Annotated in this window: 4 protein-coding genes; 1 reads left to right on the top strand and 3 read right to left on the bottom strand. The window is 57.6% G+C overall.

Features of this window, described 5'->3' with window-relative positions; all coding sequences use genetic code 11:
• On the top strand, positions 1 to 296 hold a 296-nt coding region (locus JNM42_RS10670), incomplete at its 5' end, for a hypothetical protein (RefSeq protein WP_294269268.1).
• Between the two features lie 148 nt (positions 297 to 444).
• Here JNM42_RS10670 and JNM42_RS10665 read toward each other — a convergent pair.
• The 3 genes from JNM42_RS10665 to JNM42_RS10655 form a co-directional block, all read right to left on the bottom strand.
• Positions 445 to 1,626 carry a DUF1501 domain-containing protein gene (locus JNM42_RS10665; protein ID WP_294269266.1) on the bottom strand — a complete coding sequence of 394 codons (1,182 nt, stop codon included), beginning with the start codon at positions 1,624 to 1,626 and terminating at the stop codon, positions 445 to 447.
• The gene (locus tag JNM42_RS10660) at positions 1,623 to 3,155 is read right to left on the bottom strand and encodes a DUF1800 domain-containing protein (RefSeq protein ID WP_294269264.1); all 1,533 of its coding nucleotides are present in this window, start codon (positions 3,153 to 3,155) and stop codon (positions 1,623 to 1,625) included. Before JNM42_RS10660 ends, JNM42_RS10665 begins: the two co-directional genes overlap by 4 nt.
• 20 nt (positions 3,156 to 3,175) lie before the next feature.
• The coding region (locus JNM42_RS10655; protein ID WP_294269262.1) for a hypothetical protein at positions 3,176 to 3,473 on the bottom strand (298 nt) is incomplete at its 5' end.

Raw genomic sequence — 3,473 nt, 5'->3', positions numbered from 1 at the left:
ACAGGGCATCCATCATTTACGACTACCCTTTTTTAAGGTTAATCGATGCTTGTTCTCTACCCCAATTACATGTCAATCAGGAGACGAAAATGAGTACCTATCAAGAATCTGCAATGAAGTCCGAAACCAATGGATCGGCGTGGCAAGCGTCCGCTTCAGGCAAGCCAGTTTTATTCACAGGCGATGACGGTTACCAGCAAATGCTCGCTGAAGCAGCCTTCATTAACGCCCAGGAACGCGGTCAACAAATGATCGCCGAAGCCAACCAGTTCTACGCCCAAAGGCGCGGCCAGTAATTTATCAGGGAAGCCGGCTCTTTTTCGCTCACGGGCGGGTCTTGCGTCTGAAACGTGCCAAGGTCTGTGCCAGGCCAAATTGGCGATTGAAACGGGGGTTGCGGCTCCCGTTTTTTTTCAATTGCAAGAACTCCACAGCGCCTTGACATTATGAGCGTATAAACTCAAGGGCCGGATAGCGGGCACCGAGCACCGTTGCTGAGGATACGCCCCACCAGCGCTCAAGTACCGTGGCGTAGAGACTGCGGTAATCGAGCGAAAACGGCAGATTTCCGTTTCCGTCGAGCCGGTCGAGCTTCGGCGCCTCGCCGTAAAGGCCACCACGGACACGCCCGCCAAGAACGAAATGTGGCGCCGCCGTGCCGTGATCCGTACCGTTCGATTGATTCTCTCTCGGTCGCCGGCCAAATTCAGAGTAGGTCATGACCAGAGTGTCATCCCAGCGCCCAAGTTCGCCGAGTGCATCCTTCAAGGCCAGCAATCCTTCAGCGAGCTGTTTGAGAAGATTGGCATGGGTTGCAGGCTGATTCTGATGGGTATCGAAACCGTTCAGCGTAAGGCGCAGCGCGGCAACGCCACTTCCCGAGGCGACGACCTGACAGCCGGCTTTTACGGCATTACCAAAAGCACTCCTGGGAAACCCGGTTTTGAACAGGTAGCCGCTATGCAAGCGATTGGCCGCAGAGACGACATCGTCTTCAACCTTGAGCAGATGTCTGAGCGCCGCATTGCCACTCGCCACTCCCGGATGGGCCAGCTTTGTCTGCCGCGCAAACTGCTCGGCATCTGAAAGCGCAATCGCACGCACGCCAGATCCCGCCAGCGGTCCGAGTTCGTTCGAAGCAATCACTACCCCGTCGGCCACATAGGTAGCGGGTGTCGGATAGGCGGTAAAAGTCCTTGCCAGCCAGCCATCGGACAGGTACTGATCACTCCTTGATGCCGTCTCCCAGATTTCGATTGAGCGAAAATGCGAGAGATTGGGTGACGGGTAGCCGATCGACTGCACAATGGCCAGTTCCCGCTGCTGCCAGAGCGCCATCAGCGGCTGCAGCGAGGGATGCAATGCGCTGCGCTCATCAAGCGGGATGATCTCGTCGCGCCTGATGCCAATGCGTGGGCGCAGGCGGGCGTATTCCGGGTCGGCAAAAGGAATGACGGTGTTGAGTCCATCATTGGCTCCCTTGAGTTCGACGAGCACCAAAAGACGGCGATAATCCGCTCCGGCAGCCGAGGCGAGTTGCGGTGAAAGTGATATGAAGCCCGCCGCAGCGAGACGTTTCAGAAAATTTCGCCGTTGCCTGGCATGCTCGTTAATTGAGTTGCTCATTTGAGTTGATATCCGGGGTCGAGCAGCAGTACGCGTAACAGAGCAAGACCTTGAAACTCATCCAGCGGCGCCGATCTTGATGCAATCGGTAACAGGGCCGCACTGAGCGCTTGCCGATCGGGGAACTGCGACAGCCATTTATTCGAGTCAAAGCGGATTTCAGCGAGTGCCTGCAGCATGCGCATTCGGGTATCCCCTTCGGCGGCGGCAGCTCCCTTGCCAAATTCCTCACGTAACTGCCGTGGGCGGCGATCTGCTTGCATCGGAGTGCGCTGATCGGGAATCCCGGCGGCTTCAACACCTGCCATCTCCTTGCCCAGGTATTCTATTTGTAACAGACGTTCAACGAACTGCTTGCGAGCCAGAAGGGTTTGTGAATTGATCCATGCCTCACCGCCAGGCCAGCCTTTGACATTCGGCGGTGCAAACAGGTCCTGCCCGAGACTGCGCATCGTGAAGGCGAATGGCAAGGCATCCGGAACACGGATTTCGAGCGTTCGCAGAGTGCCAACTACAAGATCCGCCGGTGATTTGACCAGCGTCGCGCGGTTTTCCTTTGCCCAGAACGCCGGCGAGACAAGCAACTCGCGCAATGCGGTCTTGATGTCGTAGCCCGAGCTGCGAAAGATTGCGGCGATTCTTCTGCTTTCCTTGACGTCCGGCTCAGGCGAGACAAACTCGCGCCATAACTTGTCGACGATGAACTCGGCCGTTGCCGGCTGGCGCAGGAGAATATCGAGCACGGCGTCACCGTCAAAATCTCCTGCGGCACCCAGCACATGCTTGACTCCCTGGTCATGCGCCTGCACCCGCCAGAGAAAGCGGCCGCTTTCCCGCTCCAGACTCCAGCCGGTGAAAGCACGCGCGGCCTCCTTGATGTCCTGTTCGCTGTAATGTCCTTCGCCAAGGGTAAATAGTTCCATCACCTCCCGCGCAAAGTTTTCATTCGGGCTGCCCTTCCGGTTGCTTGCCGAATCAAGATAAACGATCATCGCCGGGTCTTTGCTGAGCGCGTGCAGAATGTCCGGAAAATTTCCCAGAGCATGACGCCGTAGCAGGAGATTCTGCTGCAGCATCAATTGAGCGGACTTGACCTTTTGCTGGCTTGAAACAAAGTGGTTGTGCCAGAACAGGGTCATTCTTTCCCGCAGCGCATCGGCAGGGGTTGGCGCCGAAATCATTTCCTGCAACCACCAGGCGCGTGCCGCCAGACCCTTGCGGAATTCTTCCCGGATCAGCGCCTTGCGTTCCTCGTCAGATACACTCTTCAGGCCGGCCGGGCTGACAAATTCAAGCACTGGCGGTGCCTGTATCGGGACTGCACTACGGGACGAAAGCAGTCGATCAATGGCCTGTTCACGTGACAAGCGCGCGAATTCGACAAGCTCTCGCTGAGGCGCGCCAAAACAGGTACGGTTGAGCAAATGCCTCGCCTCATCGCGACCCATGGGCGCAGCATCCGCATTAAGGGCGAGCAATAATGCCCACAGGCCAATGGCAATGGCAATCCTTGGAATCCTTGGAATCATTGGAGCAGTCCTGAGGAAAACTACCGGCGCGGCGGATAGATCTCGCTGCCGGCATCCTTGATGTCACGCCGCAACTGGCGTCGCTCCTCTGGCGAAAGCCGCTGCGTCCGCTGCTCGTCGCCGCCCTCGCTACGCTTGGCATAGGGCCGCTGTGCTTCACGCGGGTTTCGCGACGGTTGCTGGCTCTGACCCCCGCCCTGCCGCTTTCCTTCGCGAGCATGACGTTCCTTCGAAGTTTCAGCGTACGCCGCAGGCATGGCCATAACCAGGGCAATGACCGCCGCAAGACCCACACTGATCATCCGTTCGCGCAAAACC

The organism is Propionivibrio sp. (assembly GCF_016790145.1).
In the GTDB taxonomy this organism is placed as follows: domain Bacteria; phylum Pseudomonadota; class Gammaproteobacteria; order Burkholderiales; family Rhodocyclaceae; genus Propionivibrio.
The sequence above is the reverse complement of the archived record's forward strand: the minus strand, read 5'-3'. Positions and strand labels throughout refer to the sequence as shown.

Bases quoted from the DNA above. Each gene is read 5' to 3' on its own strand.
- JNM42_RS10665 (WP_294269266.1), bottom strand. From the start codon at position 1,626: ATGAGCAACTCAATTAACGAGCATGCCAGGCAACGGCGAAATTTTCTG.
- JNM42_RS10660 (WP_294269264.1), bottom strand. From the start codon at position 3,155: ATGATTCCAAGGATTCCAAGGATTGCCATTGCCATTGGCCTGTGGGCA.